Raw genomic sequence first — 18281 nt, forward strand, 5'->3', positions numbered from 1 at the left:
CACATGTGTAAAGACCACGCCGACTGACACCTGTCTCACGTGAAATACACAGGCACTCATCAGTTTTCGGTTGACAGGGGGCATACAGGAAGGGAGCAGCTCAGCCGAAGGTGACGGTCATAGTTTCTTCCGTGTCGGCATCGATGCCGGCGTGTCCATCGACAAGGAGTAGACAATGCCTGGACCGCAGCGCCAGCCCCAGCAGCAGCGCCCGCAGAATCGCCCGCAGCATCAGCAGCAGCCGCGTCGCCGTCGTCGTGTCCGCGTGTGGGACTGGCGGACCTTCCGCTGGATCTGGGTCTGGCAGTGAGCCACACCCGCTAGGTTCCCTTCTTTCCTCCGGTCACATCGCATCGCCCTGTGCGTCTCTGACCGGGTACGGACCGGCAGGCCCGGTGTGGCACCCTTCGCCACACCGGGTCCGGTCGCGTTCTGAACACATCCGTGGAGTTGCCCGATGACGACGATGACCGCCCTCCGACGTTTCGCCCCCGCCCTGCACGGGATGGGCCGGCGCTTCACCTTCGCCGGATTCCTGTTCGCCGTCGCCGCGATCTGTGAGATCTATGCGGTCTTCGTCCTCGCCGACGTCATCGACGGGGCACTCAACTCCGACAGCGTCGCGTCCTTCGCACAGCTGGCGGGCATCTGGCTGGCGATCACCGCCGTCTCCACCGTCGCCGACTACTACGGCCAGATCATCTCGGTGGGGGTCTCCGAGGGAGTCGTCCTCCGACTCCGGGACCGCCTGTTCGCGCACGTCCAGCGGCTGCATCCGGTCCTGCACCGTCGGCTGGGGCTGGGCAACCTGGTCAGCCGCCACTCCAGCGACCTCGAGGCCGTCGAATACCTCGTCGGGTCCGGGGTGATGCAGCTGATCATCGCCGTCCTCAACACCGTCGGGCTGGTCATCGCCGCCCTCCTGATGAGCTGGCAGGTGGCGCTGGTCGCCCTGGCCGCGGTACCGCTGTTGTGGTCGGTCTCGTCGATCTTCGCGCGCAGGCAGGTGGCCGCCACCCGCGACGAGCGCGGCGCCAACAGCGACATCGCCGACGCCGTGGAGACCGCACTGGTCGGCCACGAGACCGCCGTCGCCTACAACCAGCAGTCCCGCGAGCACGCGCGGCTGCACCGCCACGGCACGGCCTGGCGCGATGCCCGGATGGCACAGACCCGCGTGGAGGCCGGATTCGGCGCCGTGATGGGGTTCGGCCAGGTGGTGGTGACCCTGGCGATCGCCGTCGCCGGTGTCTGGCAGGTCCGCCAGGGCAGTCTCAGCATCGGCCAACTGCTCTCCCTGACCGGCTACCTCGGCATGCTGTACCCCAAGATGCAGGAGATCGCCGACGTCCGCCTCGCTGTCGCCTCCGCGGTGGTCAGCGCCGAGCGCGTCGCCGAGGTACTCGACCTGCAACCCACCGAGCACGACTCCGACGCGGCGCGCGCACTCGACGCCGCCACCCGACCTGATGCCACCGCGCGACCCGATGCCGGCGCCGCCGCTTCGCCCGCGGTCGGCCCCGCGTCGTCGGACACCACCCCCGGGGTGCCGGTCGTGCTGCGGTCGGTATCGCTGCGCCGCGACGCCCTCCCCGTCCTCGACGACGTCGACCTGACACTGTCGCCCGGCCAGATCACCGCCCTCGTCGGGCCCAGCGGTACCGGCAAGACGAGCCTGGCGTCGCTGCTGTGCCGCTTCGAGCACCCCGATTCCGGCTCGATCACCCTCGGCGACCGCGACTACGACACCCTGACCGGTCATGCCATCCGCGACCAGGTCACCCTGCTGCCCCAGTCGCCGGTGATCAAGGGCGCGACCGTCGCCGACAACATCGCCTACGGCCGGCCCGACGCCGACCGCGCGGCCATCATCCGGGCCGCCCAGGCCACCGATGCCGACGAGTTCATCCGGGCACTGCCCGACGGCTACGACACCGAACTGCATGACGGCGGCCTGACCCTGTCGGGCGGGCAGCGTCAGCGGATCGCGATGGCGCGTGCCATGATCCGCGACACGCCGGTACTCATCCTCGACGAGCCCACCTCGGGACTCGACGACCGGACCGTCTCCCGCATCCTCGAACCGCTGCGGCGTATCGCCTCGGGTCGCACCACACTGCTGATCACCCACGACCAGCGGGTCGCCGACATCGCCGACCGCATCATCGAACTCCACGCCGGGCACCTGCAGGAGCAGCCCCGGTGGATCCTCCCGGAGGACCTCGACGCCCCCGCGATCATCGGGCAGGACGCCGCCCAGCCCAGTCCTATGCACCTACGCGCATAGTGTCACCGTTGCATAGTGCGTTGTTGCACTGCTAGCGTCTGAGGCGTGGCACTCGAACACGCGATCATGGTGTCGTTGTCCGAACGACCGGGCACCGGCTACGAACTCGGTCGTCAATTCGACCGGTCGATCGGCCACTTCTGGTCGGCGACCCATCAGCAGATCTATCGGACGCTGCGCAAACTCCACGCCGACGGCCTCGTCAGCTATGAGCCCGTGGTGCAGGAGGGCCGACCGGACAAGAAGGTCTACACCCTGTCCGACGCCGGGCGGGAAGCGCTGCGGGACTGGGTCGCCACCCCGACCCCGATCCAGAAGCTGCGCGACGATCTCGGCCTGAAGATCCGGGCCGCCCAGATCGAGGACCTCCCCGAGGTGATCACCGAGCTGCACCGCCACCGCGACCTCCACGTCGCCCGCCTCGACCTGTACCGGGGATTCGAGAAGGACGACTATCCCGATCCCGACCGGCTGACCGGCCGACGCCTGCACCAGTACCTGGTGTTGCGTGGCGGCGTCCGGATCGAGGAGGGATTCATCGACTGGTGCGACGAGGTGCTCACCGCACTCCAGCGAGAACTCGACGAGAACTCCTGAACTCCCACAGATTCCGACGTCCGCACGCGACGTTCCACACAGAGAGGTGACTCGATGACAGCCCCGTCGACCGAGCGCAACGCCTACTACCCCCATCTGTTCGATCCCCTCGACATCGGTGGCATGACCATCCGGAACCGGATCGTGATGGGCTCCATGCACACCGGGCTCGAGGACCGGATCTGGGACACCGACAAACTCGCCGCCTACTTCGCCGAACGCGCCCGCGGCGGTGCGGGCCTGATCATCACCGGCGGCTTCGGCACCAGCCGCACCGGCCTGCTGATGGCCTTCGGCGGCAAGATGACCAACGTCGTCGACATGATGCGCCACAAGCGCATCACCAAGGCCGTCCACAAGGAGGGCGGCAAGATCGCGATGCAGCTCATCCACGCCGGCCGATACGGCTACACCCCGTTCAAGGTGGCGCCGGGCAAGGAACCGTCACCGATCCACCCGTTCAAACACCTGCGGATGACCGAGCCGATCATCCGGCACGTGATCACCTCGTTCGGACAGTCCGCCAAACTCGCCCGCGAGGCCGGCTACGACGCGATCGAGATCATGGGTGGCGAGGGCTACCTGATCAACCAGTTCCTGTGCCCGCACACCAACGACCGCACCGACAAGTGGGGTGGCTCCACCGAGAACCGGCAGCGTTTCCTGGTGGAGGTGATCACCGAGATCCGCCGGCAGGTGCCACGCGACTTCCCGGTGATCCTGCGCCAGTCCATCGCCGATCTGGTCCGCAACGGCCAGACCTGGGACGAGATCGCACTGATGGCCCGCAAGGCCGAGGCACTCGGCGTCGACGCGATCAACACCGACATCGGATGGCATGAGGCGCAGGTCCCGACCATCGTCACCTCGGTCCCGCGCGCGGCCTTCGTGAAGTTCACCGAACGCCTGCGCGACGAGGTCTCGATCCCCCTGATCGCGGCCAACCGGATCAACACCCCCGAACTCGCCGAGGAGATCCTCAACCGCGGACGGGTCGACGCGATCCAGATGGCCCGCCCGTTCCTGGCCGACCCGCACCTGGCGAACAAGGCACAGGAGGGTCGCGCGGACGAGATCAACACCTGCATCGGATGCAACCAGGCGTGCCTCGATCACGCCTTCGTCGGCAAACACGTGTCGTGCCTGGTGAATCCGCGTGCCGGACGCGAGACCACACTGATCCTCGGCCCCACCCGCAGGGCCAAGCGGGTCGCGGTGATCGGCGCCGGACCGGCCGGGTTGTCGGCGGCGGTCTCGGCAGCCGAACGCGGCCACCGGGTGGACCTCTACGAGGGTGGCAGCAGCATCGGCGGCCAGTTCTCGATCGCCTCCCGGATCCCGGGCAAAGAGGAGTTCGCCGAGACCATCCGCTACTTCACCCGCCGCCTCGAGGTCCTCGGCGTCACCGTCCACCTCGACACCCGGGTGAGTGCCGACGACATCGTCGCCGGGAAGTTCGACGACGTCGTCGTCGCCACCGGCGTCACCCCGCGCGTCCCGAACATCCCCGGGGTGGACCATCCGATGGTGATGTCCTACGCCGACGCTGTGCTCGGCCACCGCGAGATCGGCAAGCGGGTCGCGGTGATCGGCGCGGGCGGCATCGGCTTCGACGTCAGCGAGTTCCTCACCACCGACGAGTCACCGACGCTCAATCTCAAGGAATGGGAACAGGAATGGGGTGTCACCGAGGACCCGGAGACACCCGGCTTCGTCACCCGACCACGACCGCTGCCGGCGATCCGGCAGGTGTATCTGGTGCAGCGCAAGCCCGGGAAGCAGGGTAAGACACTCGGCAAGACCACCGGCTGGGTGCACCGCGCACAGATGAAGATGAAAGGCGTGGAACAGATCTCGGGCGCAACCTACGATCGGATCGACGATCAGGGGCTGCATCTGAGCTTCCACGACGCCGACGGCACCGTCACCGAGACCCGCATCCTCGAGGTCGACAACGTCGTGCTGTGCGCCGGACAAGAGTCGGTCCGTGAACTCGTCGACCCGCTCACCCTGGCCGGGATCACCACGCATGTGATCGGCGGCGCCGACCTCGCGGCCGAACTCGACGCCAAGCGCGCCATCCGGCAGGGCACCGAGGTCGCCGCGGGGATCTGATCCCACGGCGTCCCGGTGGCACCGGAGACGGTGACACCGGGACGCGGATCGATCACCGGCGGGGACTGCTGATTACGATGAGCGGCATGGCAGTCCCCGCACCGTCCGCCTCCGCCCGCGCCGTCGTCACCGGAGCCTCCTCCGGGATCGGTATGGCCCTGGCCCGGACCCTCGCCCGCCGCGGCCATTCCCTCATCCTGGTCGCCCGCCGCGGCGAGATCCTCGAGGAACTCGCCGAGGAGCTGCGCACCGAGCTGCATGTCGTCGTCGAGGTACGGCCCACCGACCTCGCGGACCCGACGGCGGTGGCGGTTCTCGCCGCCGAACTCGCCGGACGCGAGATCTCGATCCTGGCCAACAACGCCGGCATCGCCACCTTCGGCCCGGTCGCCGAGCTCGACGCCGACTACGAGCGCGCCCAGGTCCTGTTGAACGTCAACGCCGTTCACGACCTCACCCTGGCCGTGCTGCCGCAGATGGTGGCCCGACGTGCCGGCGGCATCCTGATGGTGGGATCGGCGGCGGGCAATATGCCGATCCCCAACAACGCCACCTACGCGGCGAGCAAGGCGTTCGTGAACACCTTCAGCGAGTCACTGCGCGGCGAGGTGTCGGGGCAGGGCGTGCACGTCACACTGCTCGCGCCGGGGCCGGTGCGCACGCACACGCCGTCGGCCGAGGAGGCCTCGATCGTCGACAAGCTCGTCCCCGACTTCCTCTGGCACTCCAGCGACAAGGTCGCCGAGATGAGCCTGGATGCGTTGGAGCACAACAAGATGCGTGTGGTGCCCGGCACCTTGTCGAAGGCGATGTCGGTGGCCGGCGGCTACAGTCCGCGGGCGGTGGTCGCCCCCATCGTCGGCACCTTCTACCGCAAGCTCGGCGACGGCGAGCAGTAGCCGCGCACCCGCCCGCCCGGGCTGTCCGCCCCGGCGGGCGCCGACGCCTCAGCGTCGGCACCTCAGCGCCGGCGCCGGCCGGTACCGAAGATCGCGCGGCTGAACTCACGGCCCGCGGCGGTTGCCGCCGACTTCAGGAAGTTCTGCATCGGCTTGCTGGTGAGCACCTCGGTCAGGATGCCCGGCTCCTCCGGCGCCGGCTTGGGGGCCGGTGCGGACTTCGGAGTCGGGGCCGGAGCCGGGGCCGGAACGGGCGCCGGTGCGTCGGGCGACTCCCCCGGTGCAAGGGTCTTGGCGGCGAGCTTCTCGTAGGCCGATTCCCGGTCGATCGACTGGCCGTACTTGGCATAGAGCGGGCTCGCCGTGGCCGCGGCGGTGATGCCCTCGGCCCCGACCGCCTGCATCGACGACCGCGGCGGGCGGATCACCGTCCACGCCACCGGTGTGGGTGCGCCCCGCTCCGAGAGCACCGTCACCACCGCCTCGCCGGTGCCGAGCGCGGTGAGTGTCTGGTCGAGCTTGTACACATCGGAGACCGGGTAGGTCTTGACCGTCTTGGCCAGGGCCTTCTGGTCGTCGGGGGTGAAGGCGCGCAATGCGTGCTGAATCCGTGAACCCAGCTGGGAGAGCACGTCGTTGGGGATGTCGGTGGGCAGCTGTGAGCAGAAGAACACGCCGACGCCCTTGGACCGGATGAGCTTGACGGTCTGCACGACCTGCTCTTTGAACGCCTTGGACGCGTCGGCGAACAGCAGATGCGACTCGTCGAAGATGAACACGAGCTTGGGCTTGTCGAGGTCGCCGACCTCGGGCAGGAACTCGAACAGGTCGGCCAGGATCCACATCAGGAACGTGGAGAACAGGGCCGGGCGGGTGGCCTGCGCGCCGAGTTCGAACAGGGTGATCACGCCGCGGCCGTCGGCGGCGAGGCGCAGCAGATCGGTCGGTTCGATCTCCGGCTCACCGAAGAAGGTGTCACCGCCGTCGGCGGCCAGGTTGGTCAGCGCCCGCAGGATCACCCCGGCGGTCTGGGTGGAGACCCCGCCGATCGCCTTGAGTTCGGGTTTGCCCTCGTCACTGGTCAGGTAGGCGATCACCGCCCGCAGGTCCTTGAGGTCGAGCAGCGGCAGACCGCGCTGGTCGGCCCAGTGGAAGATCAGGCCGAGCACCGACTCCTGGGTCTCGTTGAGTCCGAGCACCTTTGCCAGCAGGATCGGCCCGAACGAGGTGATCGTGGCGCGGATCGGTACGCCGATCCCGGAATCACCGAGCGAGACGAACTCCACCGGGTGGGCGGTGGGCTGCCAGTCGTCGCCGGTCTGTCCGGCACGTTCGGTGATCTTGTCGTTGGACTCACCGGGATTGCTCAGCCCGGACAGATCGCCCTTGATGTCGGCCATGATCACCGGCACGCCGTTGGCGGAGAGCTGTTCGGCGATCAGCTGCAGGGTCTTGGTCTTGCCGGTGCCGGTGGCCCCGGCGACCAGCCCGTGCCGGTTCATCATCGACAGCGGAATCCGCACCCGCGCATCGGCACTGACCTGGCCGTCCACCGACACCGAGCCGAGTTCGAGCGCGGTCGAGGAGAAGGCGTAACCGGCCGCGATCGTCGCGGCCGCCTGAGCGGGATCGGTCACTGCGGCGGTTCCTTCCGTCGGGTGGGGTGGCCGGTATGTGACCGGCGGGCGCCGCCCGGTCACGAATGCACCCGATCACGATAGCCGCCCGACTTCGCCGGGGGTGGGACCTGCGGTTGGCTAGAGTTGACGGGTGCAGGACAAACTGGTGTGGATCGACTGTGAGATGACCGGACTCCGCCTGGAGTCGGACAAATTGATCGAGATCGCGGCGTTGGTGACCGACAGTGAGCTCAACATCCTCGGCGAGGGTGTCGACGTCGTCATCCATGCCGACGACGATGCGCTGGCCGCGATGCCCGACGTGGTGCAGAAGATGCATGCGAACTCCGGGCTCACCGAGGAGGTCCGACGCTCCACGGTGACCCTCGACGAGGCGCAGAAGCTGGTGCTGGACTATCTGCGCAAGCACATCCCGAGTGCCGGGACGGTGCCGTTGGCGGGCAACTCCATCGCCACCGACCGCGGGTTCATCAGCCGGGACATGCCCGAGCTCGACGCCTTCCTGCACTACCGCATGGTCGACGTCAGCTCGATCAAGGAGCTGTGCCGGCGCTGGTACCCCAAGATCTACTTCGGACAGCCGGAGAAGGGACTCGCCCACCGGGCGCTCGCCGACATCCGGGAGTCCATCCGGGAGCTCAAGTACTACCGGGCCGCGGCGTTCGTCCCGGCCCCCGGACCCGACGCCGATGCGCTGACCCAGATCACCACCGACCTCGGACCGGCCTGAAACCGCTGGTAGAGAGGCGATTGGCGTTTTATGTCATCCATTCGCTAGAGTATGTTCCTGGCTCTGGAACCCGGTGAAAACCCCGGGCCCCAGATGCCGATGGTGAGTGTAGTTCAGTTGGTAGAGCACCAGGTTGTGATCCTGGCTGTCGCGGGTTCGAGTCCCGTCACTCACCCCGAACAAGTGGGAGGCCCCGAACGGGGCCTCCCACTTCGGGTTTCGGCACCTGTTCGCCGAGGCGATCACTTCCCCCGCATCCCGCACCGGATCGCCGTCGATCCGGCCCGGCGAGACCCGATGACGAGTCACGGCGACACGAGTCCGTGTGCCGGGGCCACCGCCCCATCCCCGCGACCCACCCCGCGACCACCGACCGCTCAGCGGGCCGTCAGCGGCCGCGGGACACGTATCCGGGTTCGCGGGCGCCCGAGTCGATACGGCGGCGTTCGAGCGCGTTCCAGAACGTTCCAGGGCGCGCTCCGGCCCCCTGGAACCATCTGCGCGACGATGCGGCACAGTATCGGACATGACTGCCCCAGACCGATCCGGCACCGGCTCGTTCACGGTCGCGTCGTTCAACGTCAACGGCATCCGGGCGGCGCGGCGTCGTGGCTTCGACGAGTGGCTGGCCACGCGGGGCCCCGACGTGGTGGCGCTGCAGGAACTGCGGTGTCCGGCCACCGAGGTCGGCGAGTTCGACGGGTACTCGGCCGCGGTGGACGTCGGCTCGGTGCCCGGCCGCAACGGCGTGGCGCTGCTCACGCGACGGCCGCCGGTCGCCGTGCGCACCTGGGTGAGTCATCCGCCTCGGGCCCGCGGCCTCGGCGAGTTCGCCGCGCACGGGCGCTACATCGAGGCCGATCTGGCCGACCGGCCGCTCACGGTGGCCTCCCTGTATCTGCCGAAGGGCGGCCTGCCCGCGCACCTGCAACGGCCCGGATCGATGCGGGAGGCGCCCGACGGGGGCGCCAGATACGAACGCAAACAACGCTTCCTGGATGCCTTCACCCGGGAGGTCAATCGCAATCGCCTCGCCGCGGCCCGGGCGGGCCGCGAGTTCCTGCTGGTCGGCGACCTCAACGTCGCACACACCCGGCACGACGTCACCAACTGGCGGCCGGCACAGAAGATGGACGGATTCCTCCCCGAGGACCGCGAGTGGTTCGACACCGTACTGGGCAGCCGCAGGCTCGTCGACGTGGTCCGGCAGACCCACGGCGAGCGCCCCGGCCCCCTGACGTGGTGGAGCTGGGCCGGCCAGTCGTTCACCAAGGACGTGGGCTGGCGCGTCGACCATCAGCTCGCCACCCCCGGTCTCGCACGCCTGGCCGTCGATGTCACCGTCGACAAGGAGGCCGCACCGGATGAACGCCTCTCCGACCACGCACCCCTCGTCGTCACCTACCGCGAGTTGCTCCCCCAGACACTCACCTGACCGGGTTCCCGGTGTCGGCGACGACGTGCGCTGTGTCCGCCCCCGAGCAGTGTCGGTGCCGGGATGTGGTGGCGGACAGACCGTGGACTCGCCTGTCGGCGGGTGCCCGTCCCGGTCACCCGAGTGCAATCCTGCGAGACCGGTCACCACGACACGCAGACGATTCGTCGGTGTTCACCTTCGTCACCTACTCTCTCGGTCCATGCTCGAGGAACTGAACAAGGCCGCCGAGAAGGTCGGTCTCCACGTCGCCCCCGGTAAGAAAAAAGACACCTACTCGGTCCGTAAGGCCAAGAGCGGCAAGCTGGTCGCGAAGAAGATCGACGCCGACGAGGTGGCGGCGATCATCAAGGACGCCAAGAAGAAGAAATAGTCGTTCCCACCCCGACACAGACGACGCAGGGGCGCGACCGGAATTCTCCGGTCGCGCCCTGCGTCGTCTGTGCCGGCGGCGGCGGTGATCAGGCGTTGCCCTTGGACCACTTCTCCCACGGGATGTTCCAGTCACCGAGGCCGTCGGTGCCCGGCAGTTCCCCGCCGACGGTGTTCTTCACGACCACCGGGTCACCGCGCAGCGTGTTGTTCATGACCCACAGCGCGTTCTCCGGGCTCAGGTTCAGACATCCGTGGCTGGTGTTGGTGTTGCCCTGCGCCCACACCGACCACGGGGCCGAGTGGAAGAAGATTCCGCTGTAGGACATGCGGGTCGCATAGTCGACCGGGGTGCGATATCCGTCGGCCGAACCGACCGGAACACCGTAGGTGGACGAGTCCATGATGATGTTGTCGTGCTTGTCCGACACCAGGTACACGCCGTTGTCGGTGGGCGTGGAGTCCTTGCCCATCGAGGTCGGCATGGTGCGGATGGTCTTGCCGTTCTGCACGAACGAGACCTGCTTGGTCTTGTCGTCGGCGGTGATGATCATCGAGCGACCCACCTTGAACGTCGACTTGACGTTCTCCTGTCCGAACAGGCCGTCACCGAGGTCGATGCCGTAGGTGTTCACCGCGACGCTGACGGTGGTGCCCGGCTTCCAGTACTCCTTGGGGCGCCACCGCACCTCGGAGTCGCTGATCCAGTAGAAGGCACCCTCGGTGGGCGGGTTGGTGGTGATCTTGATGGCCTGCTGGGCGGCCTTGCGATCGGGGATCGACTCGTCGAACTTCACCGCCACCGGCTGCCCGACGCCGACGGTCTCACCGTTGCCGGGCGTGAGGTAGGCCTGGGTGAGGCTGTTGGGGGCTCGGGTGGTGAAGCTGACCTTCTTGGTGCTGGCGCCGCCGACACCGACCGCGTCGGCGGTCAGGGTGTAGGAGCGGTTGTAACCGAGCGCCTCGGCGCTGGTCCAGCTGGCACCGTCGTCGGACATGGTGCCGGTCAGCTGCGATCCGTCGGCCTTGTTGATACGGACGTTGGTCAGCGCACCCTCGCTGGCGTTCACCGTGATCGGGGCGCCCGGCTGCACGCCGACGGCGTCGTCGACGAGCGGCTTCTCGCCCCATTCGGTGATGGTCAGGCCCGGCTTGAGCAGATCGTCGAAGAGCACCGAGCTCGAGACGTCGCTGGAATAGGAGGCTTCCTGCGAGCAGGAGGTGACCAGGGCGACGACGGCCATCAAGACCCCGACGACCAACACCATCGACCGAGACCGATACCGAGTCCGATTGCTCCCCATGTCACTCCAAAACCTCACGGGGCCACCACTGTCTGGCCCACAACTGACCTGCTGCCTCGCACCCAGAGTGTACGAGAACTCGGGAATGCCCGAGTCGGTCGGCCGCATGACATCCGGGGTCCGCGCCGGGGGTCCGGCGCGGATGAGATGACGTGAGCCGACATGAATGAACGCCCCGTGCACAGCGGGGCGTCCATGCCTGCCGACGATGCTACCAGGAGATTTCGCAGAACCAGTCCGACATACCGGGCGATGTCTAGTGCGGCGTCGGGGTGTCGGTCGGGCCTTCGGTTCCGGTGGCCGGGGCGGGCGCATCTGCGCCCTTCGCGGGCCGGCGACGCATCTGGAATCCGACGAGCGTGATGGCCGCGAAGACCACCGCACCGATGATCACGCCGATCAGCGTCGCCCCGCGGAATCCGGGCGCCTGGACATCGAGAATCCGTTCACCGGCGTGCGCCCCGTTACCCGCGCCGAGCACGATCCCCAGGGTCAGCAGGTTGGGGATCGACACGACGATGGCCAGGATCAGGAACGCCGGGACGAAGAACTTGCGCCGCGACCAGCGTCGGGCACCGAACGCCAGGAACAGGAACAGCAGCGTCACCAGGGTGCACACCAGACCGAATCCGAGGCCGGTGAGAATCCCCTGCCCCATGCTCTCGGCGGCCATGTTGCCCACCCGCTGCGCCCACCATCGCGGCAGGAACGCGGCCAGGATGAAGTAGGCCGCGACGACCACCGCGATGAGGATGACCGTCCAGACCGTCTTCTTGGCCCACGACGGCCAGCCGGTCTGGACCTTCGCCGGCGACGACGATGGCGGCGGCGGTGGCGGCGGCGGTGGTGGCGGTGTTGACCCTGCCTTGTCGAGAGCTCCCATGGTTGTCCATCCTTGTCAGCCGCGACCGTTTACGCCACTGCGCGCGCCGGTGATGCCCGTTTCGGTCTGTCTGCTTCGGTCTGCCCGGTACCGCCGCCGGAGGCGGCGACGTCGGACCGGCCGCCCTTCGATGGTCGGTGCGGGTCCGAACGCGGGACCGCCCGGGTCTCAGCCGTCGCGCGCGGCGTCGTCGCGCGCCCGGGTCGAGGACCCCGGCGAGTTCGCAAGGCCGAGACGGGGATCGATCCACCGGAGCCGTCGCGCCGCCCGACTCCCCCACTCCGTTGCCGTCACCCCGATGCCGTCACCCGACACCGATCCGACGGACACCGGGACCCGAGTACGAGAAAACCCCCGCCGCCGGTGATTTCCGGTGGCGGGGGTTTCCCGTCGGTGCGCCATCAGGGACTCGAACCCCGAACCCGCTGGTTAACGGCTCTGCCCAGGTCAGAGGGAAACGGAGACGGGCCGATGGTGCTGGACCGCGACGACCAGGACGCGGCGGCATGAGCGACACCGAGATCGTCAACCTCGTCCCAACCTCGACCGGCACAGTGCGCACCGTCTGCAGCTCCTGCGATCGCCTCTCCCGGCCTCGCCGAGCCAATGCGCACGGACAGCCCCACTGGGCCGACTGGCCACGCGGATGGAGCGAGGCCCCGTACCCACGCGACTTCGTCCACGCCGACGGATCACTCGGGTCCACGTTCACCTGCCCGCGATGCGCGCGCCTGCGCGCCGAACGTCAGGCCGCCGGCATCACCCCGCTCCTGGAGCCGTCACCGCGACGCATCGCCCGGATCGCAGAGCTCAGACGGGAGCGGTGACCGTATGGCGAGGACGCGTAAACCCGCTGATAGTCACACAGGAATTGGTACGGTCGAACCAATTCGGACGAATCGCCGAAACGATCCCGCAACCCGCCCGCAAACTTCCGCTATGCGAACGATCTGGGCCCAAGCGATCGATGACTGGTGCGTGTGGCTGGTTGCCGCCGGGCAGAAGCGCGGCACACGCAACCTCCGCCGCTATCACCTCGAGCGGTTCTCCCGATACGTCGGCGACGTATCGCCGTGGGCCCTCAGTCTCGACGACGTGGTGCGCATCCTCGCCCGGCCGGACTGGGCCGCAGAGACGCGACGCTCGGCGCGGTCGAGCCTCACGAGCTTCTACCGCTGGGCCCAGGCGACCGGTCGCGTCGGCGAGAACGTGGCCGCACTCACACCGACCGTGTCGGTCAGACAGGGGACACCGCGGCCGACACCAGAGAACATCCTGAGAGACGCACTCATGGCGAGTGACGACCGAGTGCGCCTCATGCTGCGGCTCGCCGCGTACGCCGGCCTGCGTCGCTGCGAGATCTGCAGGGTCCACCAGGACGACCTCGTGCAGATGGTCGACTGCACGTGGGAGCTCGTCGTTGTCGGCAAGGGCGACAAACGCCGACAGGTGCCGCTCCTCGACGATCTCGCCCGCCAGATCCGCGAGGCCGCCGAAGGCAGCCCCAACGGCTACATCTTCCCCGGCCAGATCAACGGACACCTCTCCCCCGAGTACGTCGGCAAGCTGGTGTCGTCGGCGCTGCCGGTCGGCTGGGCCGCACACTCACTGCGGCACCGGTTCGCCTCCGCCGCATACTCCGTTGAGCGAGATCTGCGCGCCGTGCAGGAACTCCTCGGCCACTCCGACGTGCGCACCACGCAGATCTACACTGCAGTTCCGAGTGACGCGAAGCGTCGCGCCGTACTTGGCGCAGCAGTCGCGTAGCGTCGCAGGTCCACCAAACCGAAAGGACCAACAAACTGTGATTGTGACTGGTGCGCTTCTCGCCGAGTACGCGAGGATCTCTGAAGGCAAGCTCGATGTTCTGGGCGGCGTGCTCTCCAGCTGGAGCCGACTCCCTGATCAACCCGCGACCCCTGTGCTTGTCGTTCTGACCCAGTCCGAGGGTGACGACGATCCACACACAGCGATTCCGGTGGTGATCTACGGTCCCGACGGGAACGAGGTCGCACGGATCGACCTCCCTGTTCCCGCAATCACCCGGACCGGTGTCGATGTCGGCTGCTTTTTCCAACAGCTAGCGATCTTGCCGCCCGCAGACGGACGCTGCACCCTCGTCATCGGTTCAATCTCCCTACCACTCGAGATCAGAACGGCTACTCAGTCATAGTGATCGGGTCGATCTCGATCACTCCCGCCACGGGCATCGTGATCGGGTCGATGTCGACCACACCGCCGGTGGCTGGTCCGGTCGGCGTGTGGAAGTAGTGCAGGCGGGCATAGGTGCCGGAGGGGACGGACAGTCGCGCCGATCCGACGATCTGTCCGTCCTCGTGGCGGTAGGTGATCTGCGCGCGGGGGCTGGGGTCGTCGCTGACACCGACGTAGACCGGCCACACCCCGAGGTCGACCGACAGTCCTGCCGCGAACGGGTCGAGGTCGGACATGTCAGACCACCGTCAGGGTTGGGGTGACGACGATCTGTCCGGCCGCGTTGAGCACGATCGATGGTGACAGTGCAGCGTTGTCGATCATGGTGTTGCCGGTCGCCGCCGACGCGATGAACCCGTGAGTGTAGGTGCCCGCGTTGGCGTTGATGATGACAGCCGACCCCGCACGGGAGCCGCCGGATGCGGCACCCCAGGTGGTGGCGATCCGTGCGTAGCTGCCGCCGGTTGCCTCGTTGGCTGGTGTCGAGGTGGTGCCGGGGCTGGCGGTGGCCAAACCGACATGCGCGCCGAGCGCGGCGAGTGCATCGACGAGGGCGTTCTTGCTGGTCGTGACGTTCATGATTGTTCTCCTTGTCTCATTGGTAGGCGCGAACCCAGGCGCGCCCGGCTGATCCCGCGCCGCCCGACTTGTTGGTGAAGAAGACGACGCCATACCCGGCACCGCCGCCACCCGCGCCCGGGGCTGTAGCGGCACCACCGTTGTTGCTGCCGGTCGATGCGCTACCGCCGGTGCCGCCGGTGTAGGTGACGCCCTGGAAGGTGGTGTTTCCCGGAGCCGCACCGGCTTTCGAGCTGTTGAAGTTGGCGTCGTCAGCCCCGCCCGAGCCGCCGTTCGCGGTCAGTGTGCCGCCGGTCCAGGTGAACGATGTCGCTCCACCCGCGGTGCCCGCAACAGCCGACACTCCCGCCCCGGCCGCACCGACAACAACGGTGATCGACGTTGCCGTCCAGGGGATGTCGACCCCGCGTTGCAGCCGGATCGTCGACCACGTCCCTGCTGCGCCACCGTCGCCACCGTAGGCCGACCCAGAGTTCGAGCCGCCACCACCGCCACCGCCACCGAGGCCGATGAGGTCGAGGTAGGTGCACCACCACGGGATCGTGAACGTGAACGTGCCAGCGGTCGAGTATGTGGTGGATGCCTCGGCAGTTGTCGGGAACCCGGCGGCCATCGATGTGCTGGCGGTGGCTGCGAGGGCGAGGGTCGATGCCATGCGCACATAGGCACCCCACGACAGCCCGGCCTGGACGGCGAGGGGCAGCGAGGTGGGATAGATCTTCTGCGCAGCGCTCAGCGATGCAATGGCACTGACCGAGATCCCCAGACCTGCAGCCATGCGGGCCACCGCCGCGAGTGACGTGTCGGCCCCCGCCTGCACCGGCAAGGTCGCAGGCATCCGCGCGTACGTCGGTAGCGCGACAGCGGCCTGCACCTGCAGTGTCATGGTGGCTGCCATCCGTGCGACCGCCGTCAGCGACACCGACGCGGTGGCGGTGACGTGCAGTGTCTCCTCAGGCAGACACCACCAGCCTGTCCGCACCTCGGCGGCCGCGGGGTCGGGGCCATCGAGTGTCCAGCCCTGGCGGGTGGACTGCTCGGTGATCGGCCCGTCAGGGGTCCACATCAGGCGGCTGCGGGGATCGTGCCGACACCCATCCACGGCAACGCGGCATTGTTCGCCGACAGTGCCGAGAGTGCCACGCTCGTGGGAAGGGATGACTGTCCGGCCAGCTGGTAGAACGGCGCGGCGAGCAACTCCGCGGATGGGTCTACCAGCCCCGGCTGCCACAGCCCGGCGATCGGGCGGGTCGATGTCAACGCGTTCGCGTTCTGCAGTTGCGCGGCGAACAGGATCTCACCCGGGGTGAGGTTGGCTAGACCTGTCCCCATGTCGAAGGCGTGCAGGCGAGCGGCGCTGGTGATCGCCGACTTCTGGTCGCCGCCGTCGTAGATCTTGTAGATCAGGCCGTCGTTGGGGTTGTACTTGTAGAGCCCGACGTACCAGTAGTCGATCGAGAAGAGTGACCAGCCCGTGGTGCCGGTGATCAACTTCAAATACCGGGGGCGGCAGTACCTATCGACCACCAGGGGCACGAACCCGATCGTGCCTTTCCCCGGCGTCAGAGTCGGCATGGCGTTACCGACTGTGTGCGTGTGCGACCCGAGGTTCTCGGTCTGGGTGAATCCGACCACGTTGACCGGGTTGGTCCCCGACACCGTTTTCAGCGATCCGTTCTGCGATGTGGTCGAGAACCCGTGGTCGTGCGACCCGAGTGAAGTCGAGCCCGACGTGTCGCTGACTCCGAGGCCCAGGAGCACTCGGGGGAACGAAGCGATGTCGTTGGTGGACAGCGACACCCACTGCTGGGTCACCGAGACCGCCTGCAACTGCTCACGCAGGTCCACGACCTCGGCGCTCACGGTGCTGATGTCTGAGGTTGTGGTCGTCCTCCATCCGGTCAGCCCGTTGAACCAATCGGCCACCTGGGACACCGCGGTGTTGATCGGGGTCACCACCAGGCCCCGCAGGATGTCGGCGATCTGGTTGAGGACGGTCTGGATCGTTCCGATTGCCGCGCCGGCGAGGTTCGGCAGCGGTGACCCCACCGTGCCGCCGCCGAGAATCGTCTTGAGCTGGTCACCGAACGCCAACGCGTCTGCGACCGCATCCTCGATCGACGTCCGCGCCTGACCGGTCAGCTTCTCGATCAGGTCCTTGATCCAGGCCAACGCCTCAGCGACACCATCACCGAGGTCACCGAGCGCAGTCGTCAGCCCCGAGATCCACTGCTGCGGTAGCGAGGTCGCGGTCTTGCGCAACGTGACATCATCCCACCACACCGTGCCCGCCGTCAGTGCAGCCTCGACCGCGAGACGAACCCGCACCCCAGTCACATTCGCCGCGACCGTGTGATTCCCCGAGAGCGTGACGAACCCCGACGATGACGCCGGCGGTGAGGTGATCGACGAGATCACAACCTCGGGCAGGGCGGTGTCACCGACGAACGGCATCACCACCAGCCGCAGGCACGGCCCACTGCCCGCCGCCCCCGACCACTGCACCTTCCCCGCGACCGCGAGTACCTGCCCCTCGGCGACCGCCACCAGCTCCGACGTCAACACCTTGCGGGTGCCATCGCCAGTCGCGCGCGCCGACCCCCCACCGACCGTGCCATCCCACACCCACACCCCGCCGCCATCCATCGACTCCGCATCGGCGAAGTCGCCGAACCCGGTCAGCAGATTCGGTCCCGGCTGAGACGTCAGCTGCGACAGCGACAGTTGCGGGATGCGCGCCATATCGATCAGACCGGTGAGACCGCCTCGGAGTTTCCCCAGCACGGTCTGGATCGCCAGCAGTGGTTCGTCGGTACCGGTGTAGGTGCCGTTGACCGCAGCGACGAGCTCGGCGAAGTTCGCCCCGATGCCCAGTCCCCAGTCGGTGAAGTCGCCGATCCAGGTACCGGCCGCCGTGGTGATCCAGGTGAGCACGGGCGCGGGGTCTCCGGTCTGCAGTGACGAGAGCAACGCGTTCACGAACCCTCGGAGGTCTGCAGCCACCGATAGGGCGATGCCCTCAGCGTCCGGCTTGGAGGCAAATCCGCTATCCCCGGCGAGGACGTTGATGAGGTCGACGTCGATGGGCAATCCACCGTTCTTCGACGGGAACCTCGAGAGATCGAGCCGGCTCTGCGGCGGATCGTAGAAGTCGCTCGAGGCGACACCATCACCTGGGTTGGCGGTCGGTGCGTCGTACCAGTCGTCGACTGCATTCACCATGAGG

17 protein-coding genes and 1 tRNA gene are annotated in these 18281 nt (G+C 67.8%); 11 read left to right on the forward strand and 7 right to left on the reverse strand.

Annotation, left to right across the window (positions count from 1 at the left end; translation table 11 throughout):
* The first annotated feature begins 175 nt into the window (after positions 1-175).
* The 5 genes from Q9K23_RS03200 (at position 176) to cmrA (ending at position 5898) form a co-directional block, all read left to right on the forward strand.
* Positions 176-310: a hypothetical protein gene (locus tag Q9K23_RS03200; RefSeq protein WP_261977640.1), complete on the forward strand. Its 135-nt coding sequence runs from the start codon at positions 176-178 to the stop codon at positions 308-310.
* Positions 311-457: 147 nt separating this feature from the next.
* On the forward strand, positions 458-2287 hold the full coding sequence (locus Q9K23_RS03205) for an ABC transporter ATP-binding protein (protein ID WP_305950387.1): 1830 nt from the start codon (positions 458-460) through the stop codon (positions 2285-2287).
* Between the two features lie 45 nt (positions 2288-2332).
* Positions 2333-2884: a PadR family transcriptional regulator gene (locus tag Q9K23_RS03210; RefSeq protein ID WP_020790019.1), complete on the forward strand. Its 552-nt coding sequence runs from the start codon at positions 2333-2335 to the stop codon at positions 2882-2884.
* 54 nt (positions 2885-2938) lie between these two features.
* The gene (locus Q9K23_RS03215) at positions 2939-4999 is read left to right on the forward strand and encodes an NADPH-dependent 2,4-dienoyl-CoA reductase (protein WP_053776145.1); all 2061 of its coding nucleotides are present in this window, start codon (positions 2939-2941) and stop codon (positions 4997-4999) included.
* 86 nt (positions 5000-5085) lie between these two features.
* Complete coding sequence (gene cmrA / locus Q9K23_RS03220; RefSeq protein WP_059035196.1) at positions 5086-5898, forward strand: mycolate reductase; 813 nt, start codon at positions 5086-5088, stop codon at positions 5896-5898.
* Positions 5899-5960: 62 nt separating this feature from the next.
* Here cmrA and Q9K23_RS03225 read toward each other — a convergent pair whose 3' ends face one another.
* On the reverse strand, positions 5961-7535 hold the full coding sequence (locus Q9K23_RS03225) for a helicase HerA-like domain-containing protein (RefSeq protein ID WP_053776144.1): 1575 nt from the start codon (positions 7533-7535) through the stop codon (positions 5961-5963).
* 133 nt (positions 7536-7668) lie between these two features.
* Between Q9K23_RS03225 and orn the strand changes: the two genes are divergently transcribed.
* From orn to Q9K23_RS03245, 4 genes are all read left to right on the forward strand, one after another.
* Complete coding sequence (orn, locus tag Q9K23_RS03230; protein ID WP_020790063.1) at positions 7669-8268, forward strand: oligoribonuclease; 600 nt, start codon at positions 7669-7671, stop codon at positions 8266-8268.
* Positions 8269-8370: 102 nt separating this feature from the next.
* Positions 8371-8443, forward strand: a tRNA-His gene (locus Q9K23_RS03235).
* A gap of 351 nt (positions 8444-8794) precedes the next feature.
* Positions 8795-9703: an exodeoxyribonuclease III gene (locus Q9K23_RS03240; protein WP_305950388.1), complete on the forward strand. Its 909-nt coding sequence runs from the start codon at positions 8795-8797 to the stop codon at positions 9701-9703.
* Between the two features lie 202 nt (positions 9704-9905).
* Positions 9906-10076 (forward strand): hypothetical protein, encoded by a 171-nt coding sequence (locus Q9K23_RS03245; protein ID WP_020793727.1) that lies wholly within the window; start codon positions 9906-9908, stop codon positions 10074-10076.
* An 88-nt stretch (positions 10077-10164) separates the two neighbouring features.
* On the opposite strand, the gene Q9K23_RS03250 is transcribed toward Q9K23_RS03245, so the two are convergent.
* Entirely contained in the window at positions 10165-11379 is a 1215-nt protein-coding gene (locus Q9K23_RS03250) for an Ig-like domain-containing protein (RefSeq protein WP_020794089.1), read from the reverse strand.
* A gap of 256 nt (positions 11380-11635) precedes the next feature.
* Positions 11636-12262 carry a hypothetical protein gene (locus Q9K23_RS03255; protein ID WP_020794090.1) on the reverse strand — a complete coding sequence of 209 codons (627 nt, stop codon included), beginning with the start codon at positions 12260-12262 and terminating at the stop codon, positions 11636-11638.
* A gap of 506 nt (positions 12263-12768) precedes the next feature.
* Between Q9K23_RS03255 and Q9K23_RS03260 the strand changes: the two genes are divergently transcribed.
* Complete coding sequence (locus tag Q9K23_RS03260; RefSeq protein ID WP_020792312.1) at positions 12769-13089, forward strand: hypothetical protein; 321 nt, start codon at positions 12769-12771, stop codon at positions 13087-13089.
* 112 nt (positions 13090-13201) lie between these two features.
* Complete coding sequence (locus tag Q9K23_RS03265) at positions 13202-14029, forward strand: tyrosine-type recombinase/integrase (RefSeq protein ID WP_082365669.1); 828 nt, start codon at positions 13202-13204, stop codon at positions 14027-14029.
* Between the two features lie 392 nt (positions 14030-14421).
* Here the strand turns inward: Q9K23_RS03265 and Q9K23_RS03270 are convergent, their stop codons facing one another.
* The 4 genes from Q9K23_RS03270 to Q9K23_RS03285 are packed head-to-tail and all read right to left on the reverse strand — an operon-like array spanning position 14422 to position 18277.
* Entirely contained in the window at positions 14422-14712 is a 291-nt protein-coding gene (locus Q9K23_RS03270; RefSeq protein ID WP_020792309.1) for a hypothetical protein, read from the reverse strand.
* Position 14713: 1 nt separating this feature from the next.
* The gene (locus Q9K23_RS03275) at positions 14714-15055 is read right to left on the reverse strand and encodes a hypothetical protein (protein WP_020792313.1); all 342 of its coding nucleotides are present in this window, start codon (positions 15053-15055) and stop codon (positions 14714-14716) included.
* Positions 15056-15071: 16 nt separating this feature from the next.
* Positions 15072-16121, reverse strand: a complete 1050-nt coding sequence (locus Q9K23_RS03280) for a glycine-rich domain-containing protein (RefSeq protein ID WP_020792315.1) — start codon at positions 16119-16121, stop codon at positions 15072-15074.
* A complete protein-coding gene (locus tag Q9K23_RS03285; RefSeq protein ID WP_053776140.1) occupies positions 16121-18277 on the reverse strand; it encodes a hypothetical protein in 2157 nt (718 codons plus the stop codon). The genes Q9K23_RS03280 and Q9K23_RS03285 overlap by 1 nt, the downstream gene beginning before the upstream one ends.
* Positions 18278-18281: the final 4 nt, after the last annotated feature.

It is taken from the genome of Gordonia sp. NB41Y, assembly GCF_030718915.1.
Taxonomy (GTDB): domain Bacteria; phylum Actinomycetota; class Actinomycetes; order Mycobacteriales; family Mycobacteriaceae; genus Gordonia; species Gordonia desulfuricans.